The organism is Mesorhizobium sp. WSM3859, from assembly GCF_002295065.1.
Classification (GTDB): Bacteria; Pseudomonadota; Alphaproteobacteria; order Rhizobiales; family Rhizobiaceae; genus Mesorhizobium.
On the sequence record NZ_NSGG01000003.1, the window covers coordinates 378734 to 395029 of the forward strand.

12 protein-coding genes are annotated in these 16296 nt (G+C 64.2%); 11 read left to right on the plus strand and 1 reads right to left on the minus strand.

The window, feature by feature from the left end:
- Positions 1 to 40 precede the first annotated feature (40 nt).
- The 7 genes from CK230_RS08755 to phoB all read left to right on the plus strand — a co-directional run bounded on the left by CK230_RS08755 (position 41) and on the right by phoB (position 9450).
- Positions 41 to 3760 (plus strand): PAS-domain containing protein, encoded by a 3720-nt coding sequence (locus CK230_RS08755; RefSeq protein WP_245429861.1) that lies wholly within the window; start codon positions 41 to 43, stop codon positions 3758 to 3760.
- Positions 3761 to 4250: 490 nt separating this feature from the next.
- Positions 4251 to 5309 carry a phosphate ABC transporter substrate-binding protein PstS gene (gene pstS / locus CK230_RS08760; protein WP_095816771.1) on the plus strand — a complete coding sequence of 353 codons (1059 nt, stop codon included), beginning with the start codon at positions 4251 to 4253 and terminating at the stop codon, positions 5307 to 5309.
- Positions 5310 to 5373: 64 nt separating this feature from the next.
- Positions 5374 to 6360: a phosphate ABC transporter permease subunit PstC gene (gene pstC, locus CK230_RS08765; protein ID WP_095816772.1), complete on the plus strand. Its 987-nt coding sequence runs from the start codon at positions 5374 to 5376 to the stop codon at positions 6358 to 6360.
- Positions 6361 to 6363: 3 nt separating this feature from the next.
- Positions 6364 to 7215 carry a phosphate ABC transporter permease PstA gene (pstA, locus tag CK230_RS08770; RefSeq protein ID WP_095816773.1) on the plus strand — a complete coding sequence of 284 codons (852 nt, stop codon included), beginning with the start codon at positions 6364 to 6366 and terminating at the stop codon, positions 7213 to 7215.
- Positions 7212 to 8015, plus strand: a complete 804-nt coding sequence (gene pstB / locus CK230_RS08775) for a phosphate ABC transporter ATP-binding protein PstB (protein ID WP_095816774.1) — start codon at positions 7212 to 7214, stop codon at positions 8013 to 8015. The genes pstA and pstB overlap by 4 nt, the downstream gene beginning before the upstream one ends.
- Before the next feature lie 20 nt (positions 8016 to 8035).
- Complete coding sequence (gene phoU, locus CK230_RS08780) at positions 8036 to 8743, plus strand: phosphate signaling complex protein PhoU (RefSeq protein ID WP_095816775.1); 708 nt, start codon at positions 8036 to 8038, stop codon at positions 8741 to 8743.
- A 17-nt stretch (positions 8744 to 8760) separates the two neighbouring features.
- The gene (phoB, locus tag CK230_RS08785) at positions 8761 to 9450 is read left to right on the plus strand and encodes a phosphate regulon transcriptional regulator PhoB (protein ID WP_010911896.1); all 690 of its coding nucleotides are present in this window, start codon (positions 8761 to 8763) and stop codon (positions 9448 to 9450) included.
- Positions 9451 to 9610: 160 nt separating this feature from the next.
- On the opposite strand, the gene CK230_RS08790 is transcribed toward phoB, so the two are convergent.
- Entirely contained in the window at positions 9611 to 10846 is a 1236-nt protein-coding gene (locus tag CK230_RS08790; RefSeq protein WP_095816776.1) for an ROK family protein, read from the minus strand.
- Positions 10847 to 11115: 269 nt separating this feature from the next.
- Between CK230_RS08790 and xylF the strand changes: the two genes are divergently transcribed.
- From xylF to CK230_RS08810, 4 genes are all read left to right on the plus strand, one after another.
- On the plus strand, positions 11116 to 12156 hold the full coding sequence (xylF, locus tag CK230_RS08795; RefSeq protein ID WP_095816777.1) for a D-xylose ABC transporter substrate-binding protein: 1041 nt from the start codon (positions 11116 to 11118) through the stop codon (positions 12154 to 12156).
- A 144-nt stretch (positions 12157 to 12300) separates the two neighbouring features.
- Entirely contained in the window at positions 12301 to 13653 is a 1353-nt protein-coding gene (locus CK230_RS08800; RefSeq protein WP_095816993.1) for a sugar ABC transporter permease, read from the plus strand.
- A 15-nt stretch (positions 13654 to 13668) separates the two neighbouring features.
- Positions 13669 to 14469 carry an ATP-binding cassette domain-containing protein gene (locus CK230_RS08805; RefSeq protein ID WP_095816778.1) on the plus strand — a complete coding sequence of 267 codons (801 nt, stop codon included), beginning with the start codon at positions 13669 to 13671 and terminating at the stop codon, positions 14467 to 14469.
- Positions 14470 to 14599: 130 nt separating this feature from the next.
- The gene (locus CK230_RS08810) at positions 14600 to 16222 is read left to right on the plus strand and encodes a CHASE domain-containing protein (RefSeq protein WP_095816779.1); all 1623 of its coding nucleotides are present in this window, start codon (positions 14600 to 14602) and stop codon (positions 16220 to 16222) included.
- Positions 16223 to 16296 lie beyond the last annotated feature (74 nt).

Below are 16296 nucleotides of genomic sequence, written 5' to 3' on the forward strand. Positions count from 1 at the left end.
CAGCATGGCGGACGTGGACAAGACGAGTGGGACTAGCGGAGTGCGCAGCCCTCTCGACGCAACAGTTGGGCATGACGACGACACGCCCGTCGGCGAAGGCGGCGAACAGCATCTTGCCGATCTCGAACGCACGATGGACGCCATGCGTATGGGCGTCGTACTTCTGGACGCTCGGCTCGACACGCTGATCATCAATAAAGCCTACCGGGAGTTGTCCAAGATCCCCGACGGGGCGGTGACTGTCGGTGCGCCATTCAGCCGCCTGATGGATCTCAATCGCCGCAACGGCATCTATGGCGAGATCGACGAACAGGAGTGGCAGCGCTACCTCGCCAGCCGAATCGCGGAAATTCGTGCCGGTTCCGTCGCGCCGCGCGAGTTCGTCCATGCCGACGGCCGCACGATGATATTCTCGGTGACGGCGTTGTCCGGCGGCAAGCGCCTGTTGACCTACTATGACGTCACCGAGGTCAAGCGCCGAGACGCCGAGATCGAAAGGGCCAATGCCAGGACGGCCGAGACGTTCAGCAATCTCAGCCTGATGGTCGATTCGATGCCGATCGGCGTCATCGTTGTCGATGCCGAATTGCGCGTCGAGGTGATCAACCGGGCCTTCTACGACTTCTGGAAGGTCGATCCGCTGCGCGCTCCGGCCGGCATCTCTTTTCGCGACCTCATGGAAGCCACTCGTGCCGCCGATCCGTTCGGCGGCGAGGAGCGAAACTGGCAAAGCCATGTGGCCGAGCGGGAAGCCGAAATCCAGGCCGGCGCCGCAGGCTCCAGGCATTTGCCGCGCAGCGACGGCCGCACCCTGATCGCCTCGCTGGCGCCGCTTCCGGGCGGCAAGCGGCTGATCTCGTATGTCGACATCACCGACATGAAGCAGCGCGAGACCGAGGCCGAGGATGCGCGCAGGAACCTCGCCACCGTTCTGGAATCGCTGCCGGCCGGCGTCATCATCTACGACCGCGACGACCGCTTCGTCTTTGCCAACCGCAAGCTGCAGGACACGCTGCCGGCGCTGAAGCCGGCCTGGCAACCGGGCTGCACGTTTCGCGAGGCATTGGTTCTCGGTCGTTCGGTCGGCTATTTCCGCTCGAGCGGCGACACCCAGATCGACAGTCTATATGGCGTCGACACCGAGCGCTGGCTTGACGCCATGCTCAAGCGATACCGTTTGCCAAATTCCGCCTACGAGCGCCTCAACGCCGACGGGCGCTGGTACCAGGTCTATGACATGCGCACCGATGACGGGACGTTCATCGGCGTGCGCGTCGATATCACTGACATCAAGGTCCGCGAGAAGGCGCTGCGTGACTCCATGCGCCAGATCGACCTCTACCGGCACGTGATGGACGAGCTGCCGGTGGCGGCCTTCATCAAGGCCGACAATCTCAGCATGGAATTCGTCAACAAGGCCTGGTGCGCGCTAACCGGATTCGACAAGGACGAGGTGCTCGGCAAGACGGATCGCGAGCTTTTCGCGTCGGAAGAAGCCGACGGCTTCAGCAATGACGATACCGAAGTCGTGGCGACCGGCGCGGGACGCGAGATCGAGGAGGCCGTCACCCATCGCGACGGAACGGTGCGGCAGCTGATGACGCGCAAGAGCCGGCTGGTGGCGACCGACGGCTCGGTGCATCTGGTCGGTTCCAGCACCGACATCACCGACGTCAAGGCGCGCGAACAGGCGCTTCGGCAAAGCATGAGCGAGAACGAGGTGTTCCGCAGCCTCATCGACAATGTGCCGGTGTCGATCTACGCCAAGCGCTCGGACCTCAGGCAATTCTACGTCAACCAGGGCTGGTGCGATCTCACCGGCTTCAGCAGGGAAGAGGCGATCGGCAAGACCGACGTCGAGATATTCGGCGCGGATGGCGAAGCTTTCGTGGCCGGTGACCTTGCCGTGCTGCGCACCGGAGAGACGCAGGAGATCGAAGAGATGGTGACGCTGCCGGACGGCAGCGTCCGGCACCAGTTCGCGCGCAAGGGCGCGATGATCGCCTCCGACGGCTCGCTCTACCTCATCGGCTCCACCACCGACATCACCGAGCTCAAGCAGCGCGAGGCCGAGCTCAGCGAAGCGCGGCAACGTGCCGTGCTCGCAGACCGGGCCAAGTCGGAATTCCTCGCCAATATGAGCCACGAGATCCGCACGCCGATGAACGGGGTCCTTGGAATGGCGGAACTGCTGGCAAAGTCGGACCTCGATCCGAAGCAGAAGACCTTCACCGACATCATCGTCAAATCCGGCAACGCGCTGCTGACCATCATCAACGACATCCTCGACTTCTCCAAGATCGACGCCGGCCAGCTGGTGCTCGACCCGGCGCCGTTCAATCTGGCCGAGGCGATCGAGGATGTGGCGACGCTCGTCTCGACGCGCGCCAAGGAGAAGGACCTCGAGCTCATCGTGCGCGTCCAGCCGGGCCTCGACGGCCAATTCGTCGGCGATGTCGGGCGCATCCGGCAGATCGTCACCAACCTGCTCGGCAACGCGGTGAAGTTCACCGACGAGGGCCATGTCCTGGTCGACGTGACGGGCGAGCGGGTTCGCGCGGGAACGAAGCTCACCATTTCCGTGACGGATACCGGCATCGGCATTCCCGAGGACAAGTTGAAGCTGGTGTTCGAGAAGTTCAGCCAGGTCGATACCTCGTCGACTAGGAGGCATGAAGGCACCGGCCTCGGCCTCGCCATCACCTCGCGGCTGGTCGAGATGATGGGCGGCGAGATCGGCGTCGACAGCGCGGAGGGCAAGGGTTCGACCTTCTGGTTCACCGTCACGCTGCCCAGGGCCGAGCAGGGCGGGCAGCGCATCACGCCGGTCGACGTCACCGGCGCGCGCGTGCTCATCGTCGACGACAACGGCGTCAACCGCTCGATCCTGAGCGAGCAGATGGCATCGTGGACGTTCGATGCCTGCGCGGCCGAAAGCGGCGCCGAAGGGTTGAAGGTGCTGATTGCCGCCGCCGCCTATGGCGTGCCGGTCGATTGCATCGTGCTCGACTACCAGATGCCTGGCATGACCGGCGCCGAGATGGCGCGCATCGTGCGCAACACCGCGGGTCTGGCGCCCACGCCCATCATCATGCTGACTTCGGTCGACCAGTCGCTTGCCAACACCGCCTATCGCGACCTCGGCATCGATGCGCAGTTGATCAAGCCGGCGCGCTCCTCCGTCCTTCTGGAAACGCTGGTCGCGACCATCCAGCGCCATCGTCACAGCAGCTCCGTGGCGCAACCCGCCGTTGGCGGCAGCCCACCGCAAGCCGCGCCGGCGCAGACGGCGGCGTCGGACCGCGCCATGCTGCAGCCACCGCCCGTGCGTGCGCGCCCGCGCCCGGCCGAAGCCGAGCGCGACCTCGACATCCTCGTCGCCGAGGACAACGAGGTGAACCAGATGGTGTTCACCCAGATCCTTGGCGAGACCGGCTACCGCTTCGAGATCGTGGGCAACGGCCGCAAGGCGCTCGATGCCTTTGGCAAGCTCAATCCGCGCATGATCCTGATGGACGTGTCGATGCCGGAAATGAACGGGCTGGAGGCGACAGGCGCCATTCGCAAGCTCGAGGAGGAGACGGGCACGCATGTGCCGATCGTGGGCGTTACGGCGCATGCGCTGAAGGGCGATCGCGAACGCTGCCTCGAGGCCGGCATGGACGATTACCTGCCGAAGCCGATCAGCCCGCGGGCGCTGCTCGAGAAGCTCGAGCGCTGGCTGGGATCGGACGTCGAGACCCGGCGCAACGCGGGTTAGAGCGAATTTAGCCGGCAGGGGGGCGGAAGGCGTTGACGCATGCGTATGGTGCGATCGCACCATACCAAAGCAAAAGCCAAGCTTGGACAATGTGTCATTGATTCCGCTCCCCGGTTACGGGCGGGAGCAAGCGACCGCCAACAAGAAACAGTGTCGACTCTACCCCAACGGACCTGTTTTCGGCGATGGCCATGCTATGATCCGCTCTGGCGTGCAGGCAACGCGCTCTCGTCCGGATTTTATTTCCCGGCGGCCACCATATGGCCGCCGGGATAATTTTTGATTCAAAAGTCAGACAAGTTGCTGATTCCCGCGGCAAACTTCGGCCGGTCCTTCGAGGCCTCCGCCGACCTCTCCAGGCATCCCCGTCCAGACGTTACCGGGCTGACACGAAACTGTCATGCGACTGTAATAATCGAGGGCTATTGCGCTCACCGGGCGCCGATAGAACGGGTGCCGAAAGACCATCTTCCGAACAGGAGCAGGCCACATGAGACATTTCATCCGCTCGGCGGCCGTTGCGATTGCAATGGCTGCGGCATCTACCTTTAGCATCGCCGCCGCGATGGCTGCCGACATTTCCGGCGCCGGCGCCACCTTCCCCTATCCGATCTACGCGAAGTGGGCCGACGCCTACAAGAAGGAGACCGGCATCGGTCTCAACTACCAGTCGATCGGCTCCGGCGGCGGCATCAAACAGATCAAGGCCAAGACCGTGACCTTCGGCGCTTCCGACGCGCCGCTGAAGGGCGACGAACTCGACAGCACCGGCCTCGCGCAGTTCCCGATGGTGATGGGCGGCATCGTTCCGGTCGTCAACCTCGAAGGCGTCAAGCCCGGCGAACTGGTGCTCGACGGCCCGACGCTGGCCGACATCTTCCTCGGCAAGATCACGAGCTGGGATGACCCGGCGATCAAGAAGCTCAACCCCGACGTCAAGCTGCCTTCGCAGGCGATCGCCGTGGTTCACCGTTCAGACGGTTCGGGCACCACCTTCAACTTCACCTACTATCTCGGCGACGTCAGCGCCGACTGGAAGTCGAAGGTCGGCGTCGACAAGGCTGTGGAATGGCCTGTCGGTATCGGCGCCAAGGGCAATGAGGGCGTAGCCAACAACGTCTCGCAGACCGGCGGCGCGATCGGCTATGTCGAATACGCCTATGCCAAGCAGAACAAGCTCACCTATACCGACCTGATCAACAAGGACGGCAAGAAGGTCGAGCCGACCGCCGCGGCGTTCTCGGCTGCGGCGGCCAGTGCCGACTGGAGCTCGCAACCTGGCTACGGCGTCATCCTGGCCAACCAGGCCGGCGCCGAAACCTGGCCGATGACGTCGGCCACCTGGATCCTCGTCTACAAGAAGCCCGACGATGCCGCGGCCACGACCGAAGCGCTCAAGTTCTTCGCCTGGTCCTACGCCAAGGGCGACGAGATGGCTGCTGGTCTCGACTACGTTCCGATGCCCGACGCGGTGGTGAAGAGCGTCGAGGAAATGTGGGGCAAGGACATCGTCGACGCGAACGGCAAGCCGCTCTACTCCGGCATGTAATTTCTGCGGAATAAGGAGGGCGCTTCCGGCGCCCTCCTGTCTCTTTCGAAATGCGAGGGGCAAAATGAGTGCCGTTTCCGAAGCCGTGACCACGTCCGCCATGCGGACCAGAGAAGCGACGGTGCGCCGCTTCGCTCTCACCGATACGATCTTCCGCTCCGCCACGCGCCTTTCCGCCATCCTCGTGCTGGTTCTTCTCGGCGGCGTCGCCATCTCGTTGTTTGCCGGCTCATGGCAGGCGCTGTCGAAGTTTGGCTTTTCTTTCCTGACGACCGAGGCCTGGAACCCGGTCACTGAGAATTTCGGCGCCCTGGCGCCCATCTACGGCACCCTGGTCACCTCGGCCATCGCCATTCTTATCGCCGTGCCGATCGGCATCGGCATCGCCGTCTTCCTGACCGAGTTGTGCCCGCGCCCGCTGCGGCGCCCGATCGGTATTGCCGTCGAGCTTCTGGCCGGCATCCCCTCGATCATCTACGGCATCTGGGGCCTGTTCGTCTTCGCGCCGTTCCTGCAGACGACGATCCAGCCCTTCATCATCTGGGTCTTCAAAGGCATCCCCGGCCTCAACAGCCTGTTTGCCGGCCCGCCCTACGGCATCGGCCTGCTGACCTCCTCGCTGATCCTGGCCATCATGGTGCTGCCCTTCATCACTTCGATCACCAAGGACGTCTTCGACACGGTGCCCGCCGTGCTGAAGGAATCGGCCTACGGCATCGGCTGCACGACCTGGGAAGTGACGCGGCGCGTGGTCATCCCGTATACCCGAGTCGGCATCATGGGCGGCGTGATGCTCGGCCTCGGCCGCGCGCTCGGCGAGACCATGGCCGTCACCTTCGTCATCGGCAATGCGCATCGCATCAGCGCCTCGCTGTTCGCGCCCGGCACCACGATCTCGGCGACCATCGCCAACGAATTCACCGAGGCCGATGGCGAGCTCTATACCTCCTCGCTGGTGGCGCTCGGCCTGATCCTGTTCATCATCACCTTCATCATCCTTGCCATCGCACGCTACATGCTGCTGCGTATCGATCGCCGCGCGGGAGCCTGATCCATGTCGACAGCCCTGTCTCTCCACCAGAGCCGCAAGCGCAAGAACGGCGTGATGATGGCGCTTTGCGTCGTCGCCGCCGGCATCGGTCTCGCCTGGCTGGCGCTGATCCTCGGCGCGCTGATCTACAAGGGCCTGTCCGGCGTCTCGCTGGCGGTGTTCACGCAAATGACGCCGCCTCCCGGCGATGCCGGCGGTCTGCTCAATGCCATCTACGGCAGCATCGTGATGACCATCATCGGCATCGTCGTCGGCACGCCGATCGGCGTGCTGGCCGGCACCTACATGGCCGAGTACGGGCGCTTTTCACGCCTTACGACAATCGTGCGTTTCATCAACGACATCCTGTTGTCGGCTCCCTCGATCATCGTCGGCCTGTTCGTCTATGAGCTGCTGGTACGGCCAATGGGTCATTTCTCGGCGATCGCTGGCGCCGTGGCGCTGTCGATCCTGGTGATCCCCGTCGTGGTGCGCACCACCGAGGACATGCTCAACCTCGTGCCCAACGCGCTGCGCGAGGCGGGCACGGCAATCGGCGCGCCGCGCTGGGTGGTGATCCGCTCGGTCGCCTACCGCGCCGCGATGTCGGGCATCGTCACCGGTATCCTGCTGGCGATCGCCCGTATCTCCGGCGAGACGGCGCCGCTTCTCTTCACCGCGCTCAACAACCAGTTCTGGTCGAGCAATCTCAATGCCCCGATGGCCAGCCTGCCGGTGACCATCTTCCAGTTCGCTCTCAGCCCTTACGAGGAATGGCAGCAACTGGCCTGGACGGGCGCACTCATAATCACCCTGACGGTTCTCGGGCTGAGCATCATCGCCCGCAGCCTGACCGGACGCAGAGAGGACAGATGAAACCGATGTTGTCCACCGACCTGAACGTAGCCGACACGACCGTCGAGAAGGCCAAGATCGAGGTCAAGAACCTCAACTTCTACTATGGCCAGTCGAAGGCGCTGAAGGACATCAACCTGTCCCTGCCCGAGCGCAGCGTGACCGCCTTCATCGGCCCGTCGGGCTGCGGGAAGTCGACGCTGCTGCGCGTCTTGAACCGCATCTACGAGCTCTACCCGAAGCAGAGCGCCGAGGGCGAGGTGCTGCTCGACGGCAAGAACATCCTCGACCGCTCGCAGGACCTCAACCTGCTCAGGACCAAGATCGGCATGGTGTTCCAGAAGCCGACGCCGTTCCCGATGTCGATCTATGAAAACATCGCCTTCGGCGTCAGGCTCTATGAGAAGATCAGCAAGGCCGAGATGGACAGCCGCGTCGAGTCGGCGCTGAAGCGCGCGGCGCTGTGGAACGAGGTCAAGGACAAGCTCAACGCCAGCGGCCAGAGCCTCTCCGGCGGTCAGCAGCAGCGCCTTTGCATCGCCCGTACCGTCGCGGTGAAGCCGGAGGTCATCCTGCTCGACGAACCGGCCTCGGCGCTCGATCCGCTCTCGACCGCCAAGATCGAGGAGCTGATCGACGAATTGCAAGCCGACTACACGATCGTCATCGTCACCCACAACATGCAGCAGGCGGCGCGCGTGTCGCGGCAGACGGCGTTCATGTATCTGGGCGAACTGGTGGAATTCGACCGGACCGAGAAGATCTTCACCTCGCCCCGCGAGAAGCGCACCCAGGACTACATCACCGGCCGCTTCGGCTGAGTTCATACGAGGACACCATCATGGCCGAACATACCGTCGCCTCCTTCGACGAGGATCTGAGGCAGATCAGCCGGCTCATCAACGACATGGGCGATCTCGCCGGCTCCATGGTCGGCGGCTCGACCAGGGCCCTGCTCGAAAGCGACAATGCGCTGGCGCAGCGCGTCGTCTCCGACGATGCCATCATGGACGCGCGTCAGCGCGAGCTTGACGATCGCGCCATCACGCTGATCGCCAAGCGGCAGCCGATGGCTGACGATCTTCGCCACGTGGTCGGCTCGATCCGCATGGCGGGCGACCTCGAACGCATCGGCGATCTCGCCAAGAACATCGCCAAGCGCGTCGGGTCGGTCGGCGTCAGCACCGCCCCGCGCGACCTCACGCATTCGATCGATTCCATGGCGCAGCTGGTGCTTATCCAGGTCCAGGCCGTGATCCAGGAATATACGGTGGGCGACGCCACGGCGCTGGCCAAGCTTCGCAACGACGACGAACGCATCGACGTCAAATACACCTCCGTCTTCCGCGAGCTCCTGACCTACATGATGGAAGACCCGCGCAACATCACCGCTTGCACGCATCTTCTGTTCTGCGCCAAGAATCTCGAGCGTATCGGCGACCATGTGACCAACATCGCCGAGAACGCCTATTATGTGCTGACCGGCACGCAATTGCCCGCCAACCGTCCCAAGCAGGACGAGACGGCAATGTCGGCGCCGGCCGCCTGACGGAAAAGGTTACCCCGATGATCGCGCCACGCATCATGGTGGTGGAGGACGAGGAGCCGCTGGGGGTGCTGCTCCGCTACAACCTCGAATCCGAGGGTTACCAGGTGGAAGTGGTGACCCGCGGCGACGAGGCCGAAATCCGCCTTCAGGAGAATGTTCCCGACTTGCTCGTGCTCGACTGGATGGTGCCGGCCGTCTCCGGCATCGAGCTCTGCCGGCGCCTGCGGATGCGGCCGGAGACCGAGCGGCTGCCGATCATCATGCTGACCGCGCGCGGCGAGGAAAGCGATCGTGTGCGCGGCCTCTCGACCGGCGCCGACGACTATCTGGTCAAGCCGTTCTCGACGCCGGAATTCATGGCGCGCGTCAAGGCGCTGCTGCGCCGGGCCAAGCCGGAGGTGCTGTCCAGCGTGCTCAAGGTCGGCGACATCGTGCTCGACCGCGAATCTCACCGCGTCTACCGCAAGAAGAGCGAGATCAGGCTCGGCCCGACCGAGTTCCGGCTGCTCGAATTCATGATGCGGCATCCCGGCCGCGTGTTCTCGCGCAGCCAGCTGCTCGACAATGTCTGGGGCGAGACCATCTATATCGACGAGCGCACCGTGGACGTGCATGTCGGCCGCCTGCGCAAGGCCGTCAACAACGGCCGCATGCCGGACGTCATCCGCACCATCCGTGGCGCGGGGTATGCGATCCGCGAGGATTAGGGATACGCCGATATTCAGGTGAGGCCGGCCTGCGAACGGCGGCTTCCTGCGCTTCCGGTACTCACGTACCTAAAGTACGCTCCGTTCCGGTTCTCGGAAGCCACCATTCTCGGCTCGGCCTGACCTGAATCTCAGCGTATCCCGGCGCCTGTGCTCGCCACTATGCGACGTCCTTGCCCGCTCTTGCCTGCATGCCCGGCGCGAAAATCTCCTGGTCGACGAAGGTCAGCGCGCGCATGGCGCAGCCTTCTCGGATCAGCGGCAGCTCGTTCGGCTCGGTGTCGAAGGAGATCGAGTTCGAGTGCTGGCCGCCGGCGGTCTGGGCGATCGCCTCTCTCAGCGCCGGCTCGATCAGGTCGAAGGCGGCCGCGCTGACGCCGACCATGGCGACGGGCGCCGGATCGATAAGGGCGAAGAGGCTGCCCAGGCCGAAGCCCAGCGCTTCGCCGGCCCGTCGATAGGCTTCCCGCTCGGGGCCGTCCTTTTCGCGCGCCTTGGCGGCCAGGGCGCGCATGTCGGCGTCGCCGATGTCGATCGGCGCGGCGTCCTCGCTTATGCCCATGGCGCTGCGCCAGATGGCATAATTGCCGGCATAGGCCTCGACGCAGCCGCGGCGGCCGCAGCGGCAAAGCGCGCCGCCCGGACGATGGATCATGTGGCCGAACTCGCCGCCGGAAGAATGCGTGCCGGTGAACAATTCACCCTTAAGCACCAGGCCCATGCCGATGCCGTGCGAGAGCAGGATTGCGATGAAATTGTCGCGATAGCGCTCGGGATCGCGCCATCGCAGCGCCACCGCCATCATGTTGCAGTCGTTCTCCATGGTGGCGGGGATTTCGAATTCCCTCTCCAGGATGTCGGCGAACGGAATGTCGGTCACCGGCGTGATCGGCGACCACAGCATGGCGCGGGCGTGGGAATCGGTGATGCCTTGAATGCCCATGGCGATGCGGGCGACGCTGCCCACGTCGAGATCGGGATCCTGCAGCCGGCGCCGGACGATTGCCAGGCATTCGCCGATGAGCTCGTCGCGCGGCATGACGAGCGTGTCCAGCCGCTGCTGCTCCTCGGCGATCACCTGGCCGGCATAATCGATGACGGCGACCGACAGGAAGTTCAGCGACAGCACCACCGTAAGCACTGCGGCGGCTTCGGGGTTCAGCGCCAGGCCGATCTGCGGCCGGCCGCGTTTCAACGCCGTCGGCTCGCTGGCCTTGCTCTCGGTGAGAATGCCCTCCTGGATCAGATCGGCGGAGATCGCCGAAATGGTCGAGTGGCTGAGGCCGGTGGTGGCGGCGATTTCCGTCCGCGATGGCTGGCCGGCACGGCGCACGGCCGAAATCACCATGGCGCGGTTGCGCCGACGCAAATCGTCGTGGCGGATTCCGACCGACATCGTCTCGCACGTCCTCCCCGGTCATCGCGGCCTTGTAATGATGCCATGGCCTGTCGCTGACACGCTAGGGATAGTGGCAGAAGCCAAAGCCGATGTCATTATTTATTGCGGACCCCGAAAAAAATGCCTGGACCCATCAAATGCCATCAGAATCTCGGTTGACAGCATCATTTCGCTGCATCACTATTTTTTTGAGGCTCGAAAAAAAGCCTCTATGCCGGCCTTCGGGCCAGTCTGGGTCGCGCCATACAGGGCGCAGGGAGGATATCATGAAAAAATTCGCAGCCGCCATTCTGGCGGGTGTTGCCATGTCGCTGACGCTGGCTTCGGTCGCCGAGGCGAAGGGCAAGGTGATCGGCGTGTCGTGGTCGAATTTCCAGGAAGAGCGCTGGAAGACCGACGAAGCGGCGATGAAGGCCGCCATCGAGGCCGCCGGCGACAAGTATATTTCGGCCGACGCGCAGTCCAATCCGGGCAAGCAGCTGACCGACGTTGAGAGCCTGATCTCGCAGGGCGCCAATTCACTGATCATCCTGGCGCAGGATGCCTCGGCGATCGGCCCGGCGGTGCAGAAGGCGCTCGATGAAGGCATCCCGGTGGTCGGCTATGACCGCCTGATCGAGAACAAGGACGTGTTCTACCTGACCTTCGACAACAAGGAAGTCGGCCGCATGCAGGCCCGTGAGGTGTTCAAGGCCAAGCCCGAAGGCAACTACGTCTTCATCAAGGGCTCGGGTTCCGATCCGAATGCCGACTTCCTGTTCTCCGGCTCCATGGAAGTGCTGAAGGAGGCGATCGACAGCGGCAAGATCAAGAATGTCGGCGAGGCCTATACCGACGGCTGGCTGCCCGCCAACGCGCAGAAGAACATGGAGCAGTTCCTGACCGCCAACGACAACAAGGTCGACGCGGTCGTGGCCGCCAATGACGGCACCGCCGGCGGCGTCGTCGCGGCGCTGACGGCGCAAGGGTTGGCTGGCACCGTTCCGGTCTCGGGCCAGGACGGTGACCACGCGGCGCTCAACCGCATCGCGCTCGGCACGCAGACCGTTTCGGTGTGGAAAGATGCGCGCGAGCTCGGCAAGAACGCCGCCGAGATCGCTTCGCAGCTTGCCGATGGCAAGAAGAATGCCGACATCGCCGGCGCCAAGGACTTCACGACGCCTGGCGGCAACACCGTCAAGTCGCTATTCCTGACCCCGATCGCGATCACCAAGGACAATCTCAACCTCGTCATCGACGCCGGCTGGATCAAGAAGGACGAAGTCTGCGCGGGCGTTGCCGCCGGCAGCGTCAAGGTCTGCAACTAAGCTTGCCGAGTTCGATCGAGATACCTGCGCCGCGGCTTAAAGGCCGCGGCGTTTTCTCAGAATATTTGTGTTTCCGCTTTTGGCGGATAGCTTCTAGGCTTGCTCCGGCATGCGCGCCAGACGGGCAAGCCGGCGGAGGAAATCATGACCGACATGACGTCTACCTCGCAGGCAGACACCGCGCGCGCATCGGAGCTGGGCGCCGTTGCCCGGTTCCTGAAGGCAACCGAGCTGGACACCCGCATGCTCGGCATGATCGGCGCGCTGCTCCTGATCTGGATCGGGCTGCATGTGATCTCCAGCCTGCGGCTTGGCGTCAATCCGCTCGACTTCGACAGCCGCACGTTCCTGACGCCGCGCAATCTCTGGAACCTGTCGGTGCAGACTTCGGCCGTGGCGATCATGGCCTCGGGCATGGTGCTGGTCATCGTCATGCGCAACATCGACCTGTCCGTCGGATCGGCCGAAGGGGTGATCGGCATGGTCATGGGGTTCGCCCAGGCGCATTTCCTGGTTCGCTTCGTCGGACTTGAGCTCGGCAACCCGTGGATCTGGGTCCTGGCGCTGCTGATCGGCCTGGCGCTCGGCCTCGTCATCGGCGCCTTTCAGGGCTTCATCATCGCCTATCTCGAAGTGCCGGCCTTCATCGTCACGCTGGGCGGTCTGCTGGTCTGGCGGGGCGCTGCCTGGTGGGTCACCAGCGGCCAGACCGTTGCGCCGCTCGACGCCACGTTCCAGCTGATGGGCGGCGGCCCGGCGGGCTCGATCGGCGCCAAATGGAGCTGGGTCGTCGGCATCGTGGCCTGCCTGGCGGTCATCTTCATGCATTATAACGGCCGCGTGCAGCGCAAGCGCTTCCGCTTCCCGCTGCGCCCGGTCTGGGCCGAGACGCTGCTCGCCACGGTCACCTGCGCGATCATCCTCGGCGCCGTGTGGCTCGCCAACTCCTATCCCTGGCCGGTCGGCATCGTGAACCGCTACGCCGCCGCCAACAACATCACCATCCCCGAGGGCGGACTGTTCATCGCGCATGGCATCGCCATTCCGGTGCTGATGGCGGTCGCCGTCGGCCTGATCATGACCTTCGTCACCAAGCGCACGCGCTTCGGCCGCTATGTTTTCGCCATCGGCGGCAATCCGGAAGCGGCCAACCTCGCCGGCATCAACACACGCTGGATCACCATGAAGGTGTTCATGATCATGGGCGTGCTGGCGACGATCGCGGCGGCAATCTCGTCGGCCAGGCAGAATTCATCCACCAATGCGCTCGGAACGCTGGACGAGCTGCTGGTCATCGCAGCGGCCGTCATCGGCGGCACGTCGCTCGCCGGCGGTTCCGGCACCGTGCTCGGCGCCATGCTGGGCGCGCTGCTGATGCAGTCGCTGCAGTCCGGCATGGTGCTGCTCGGCGTCGATTCGCCGCTGCAGAGCATTGTCGTGGGTGCCGTGTTGGTCGTGGCGGTGTGGCTCGACACCCTCTATCGCAAGCGGGCCTGAGGGAGGAGAAACAACATGGCTGACAAATCCGCTCCCTCCGGCGTTCCGCTGGTCGACATGCGCAACATCTCGATTGCCTTCGGCGGCATCCGCGCCGTCGACGACGCGTCCGTCGATCTTTTCCCCGGCGAAGTGATGGCGCTGCTCGGCCACAACGGCGCCGGCAAGTCGACGCTGATCAAGATTCTGTCAGGCGCCTACAAGCGCGACAACGGACAGATCTTCATCAATGGCGAGGAGGCTTCGATCTCCAATCCGCGCGACGCCAAGAAATACGGCGTCGAGACGATCTACCAGACGCTGGCGCTGGCCGACAATGTCGATGCCGCCGCCAATCTCTTCCTCGGCCGCGAGCTGATGACCGGCTGGGGCACGCTCGACGACGTCGCCATGGAAGCCGAGGCGCGCAAGGTGATGGGGCGGCTCAATCCGCGCTTCCAGCGCTTCAAGGAGCCGGTCATCAAGCTGTCGGGCGGACAGCGCCAGTCGGTGGCGATCGCGCGCGCGATCCTGTTCAACGCCCGCATCCTGATCATGGACGAGCCGACGGCCGCGCTCGGGCCGCAGGAGACTGCCCAGGTCGGCGAGCTGGTCAAGCAGCTCAAGGCCGACGGCATCGGCATCTTCCTGATCAGCCACGACATCCACGACGTGTTCGAGCTCGCCGACCGGGTCTGCGTGATGAAGAACGGCCAGGTCGTCGGCACCGCGCGCACCACCGACGTCACCCAGGACGAGGTGCTCGGGATGATCATCCTCGGCAAATGCCCGCCCGGCGCCATCCCCGGCCCGGGCGCGCTGAAGATCGCGGCATAACGCCGGTATATAGCCGGCTAATTAACGGCTGCGTGATGTACCAGCCGGGTTGATGATTTGACCGCGCCATTGTGTTGGCGCGGGGACTTGCCCATAAAGATGGTCGACCGTCCACGGGCCGCATCTTGATTTGAAGAAACTCTTCCCCATCGTCGCTTTCATCGCCGTCGCGCTGATCAGCCTTACGATGGCGGGGTTCGCCTATTTCGCGACGCAAGAGGCAGCGCGGATAAAGTTCGAAGGCACCGCCGACGATGCGCTCAGCCGCATCGAGAGCCGCATTGACCTGCATCTGTCGCTGCTGCGCTCAACGCAGGCGCTGTTCGATGCGCGCAACGGTGACATCACGCGCGGCGAGTTCAAGGCTTTCTTCACCGCGCTCGACATCAACGACAATTTCGCCGGGCTGCGCGGTATCGGCTTCCTGAGGCTAGCCAAAGCCGGCGACGAGGCGGCGGTCGAACGCGATATCCTGCGCGACCATGGGTCGGCCCACCCGATCTACCCTGCGACGACCCAGCAATGGCGCACGCCCATCGTGCTGTTCGAGCCGCTCGACACGTCCAACCAGTCGATCATCGGGTTCGACATGTTCAGCGAGCCGGTGCGGCGCGCGGCGATCGAGAGGGCGATGGCCGACGACCAGCAGCATGCGAGCGGCATGGTCCAGCTCGGCCAGGGCGCCGGCGTGGCGCAGACCTTCACCGGATTCCTGGTTTTCGTGCGGCTTAACGTCGAAACCGCACCCGAGGTGATCAATGCAAGCCGCTCCTCGACAGCCGGTTTTCTCTACGCCGCGTTCCGCGCGCAGGACCTGTTCCAGGTCGCGCTCAGCCATTCGCCGCTGCTGCCGGTCAATGTCGAGGTCTATGACGGCAAGCCGGAGGCCGGCAATCTGCTTTTCCGTTCGGAAGCACCGCCGGCGGAACGTATCGGCGCGAAGCTTCTGGCGCGTCGCGATATCGTCGTCGCGGGCCGGCCCTGGACGGTGCTGTTCAGGCCGACAAGCGCCTTCGAGCCACCGTCCTCGCGCGCCATTCCGGTGATGCTCGGGCTGTTCGGCCTATTGCTCGCCGGCGCCATCGCCCTGGTGGCGCGCTATCAGGAGCGTGCGTATGACGCGAAATCGGCGCTGCACGAGGCGACGGAAAAGAGCCTGCTGGAAAAGGACCTGATCCTGCAGGAGATGAAGCACCGCATCAAGAATTCGATCACCCGCGTGCTGGCGATCGCGCGGCAGACGGCCTCGCAAGCCACCGACGTCAAGGAGTTTTCGGCATCGTTCTCGGCGCGCCTGCAGGCCATGGCCGCATCGCAGGATATGCTCACGCGCTCGCGCTGGCAGAAGGCCGATCTCGGCGACCTGCTGCGTATCGAGCTCGGGCAGGTGTTCGGCAAGGACCTCCCCGAAGGGGTGTTGTCAGGGCCGGAGGTGCTGCTCGACGAGACGACGACGCAGGCGCTCGGTCTGACCTTCCACGAGCTCGCCACCAATGCGTTGAAATACGGCGAGGCTGGCAGCTCGGTGGGCGCCCTCAAGGTCGACTGGAACGTGGAGGGGCGCGGTCGCGATCGGACGCTCACCCTGAACTGGCGCGAAGCGGGTCATAAGAAATTGGAGGAGCCGGCAAAGACCGGCTTCGGCACCAAGCTGATAGATCTCAACGTCACGCGCGAATTGGGCGGCACGATCGCGCGCGATTATCGCGGCGACGGATTAAAGGTGGAAATCAAAATCCCGCTGACCGAGTGAGCGGCCAAGATCTCCCGCGATGGGGGGGTTATCCAGCGGATTGGAACCGGAGGCCGGTTAGCGGCCTCCGGTTC